At 69.3% G+C, this 1,034-nt stretch carries 1 protein-coding gene; it reads left to right on the forward strand.

The annotated features are described in order from the left end of the window. The coding region (locus tag A5663_RS20015; RefSeq protein ID WP_231976847.1) for a condensation domain-containing protein at positions 1–1,034 on the forward strand (1,034 nt) is incomplete at both ends.

The following is a 1,034-nucleotide window of genomic DNA, read 5'->3' on the forward strand; positions in this document are numbered from 1 at the left end:
AGCGCCGGCCACGCCCCGGACTGGGCGCCGCTGCCGGTGCAGTACGTCGACTACACGCTCTGGCAGCGCGCACAACTCGGCGAGATCGACGACCCCGACAGCCGCATCGCCGCCCAGCTCGCCTACTGGGAACAGGCCCTGGCCGGCATGCCCGAACAGCTGCAACTACCCACCGACCGGCCCTACCCACCCGTCGCCGACTACCGCGGCGCCTGGGTCACCCTGAACTGGCCGGTCGAACTGCAGCAGCAAGTCCGCGAGCTCGCTCGTGCGCACAACGCGACCAGCTTCATGGTGATGCAGGCCGCCCTCGCGGTGTTGCTCGCCAAGTTGACCACCAGTTCCGATGTGGCCGTTGGCTTTCCGATCGCCGGCCGCCGCGACACCGCGCTGGACGACTTGGTGGGCTTCTTCGTCAACACCTTGGTGCTGCGGGCCGACCTGACCGGCAACCCCACGGTGGCCGAGCTGTTGGCCCAGGTCCGCACGCGCAGCCTGGCCGCCTACGAACATCAGGATGTGCCGTTCGAAATGCTGGTCGAGCGGCTCAAGCCGGCCCGCTCGCTGACCCACCATCCCCTGGTGCAGGTCATGCTTGCCTGGCAGAACTTCGCCCGGCACGTCACTGACGGCGCCGACGCGCTGCCGTTCGGCGATCTTCAGGTCACGCCCCTGCCCGCGGACACCCAGACCGCCCGCATGGACCTGACGTTCTCACTGGCCGAATCCTGGACTGCCGACGGTGAGCCCGCGGGCATCTCCGGGGCGGTCGAGTACCGCACCGACGTGTTCGACGCCCCCAGCGTGGAGGCGTTGATCGAGCGCCTGCGCCGCGTGCTGGTGGTGATGACCGCTGATGCGGGGCAGCGGCTTTCGGCGCTGGACGTCCTCGACGAGGTCGAGCACGCAAACCTCGACGGCATCGGCAACCGCGCCGCGTTGGCCGGGCCCCCAACCGCGTCGGTGTCGATTCCGGTGTTGTTTGGTGAGCGGGTGGGTCGTGCGCCGGAGGCGGTGGCGATTAGTTGTGGGGC

The sequence above is a fragment of the Mycobacterium sp. E740 genome (genome assembly GCF_001672895.1).
GTDB lineage: Bacteria > Actinomycetota > Actinomycetes > Mycobacteriales > Mycobacteriaceae > Mycobacterium.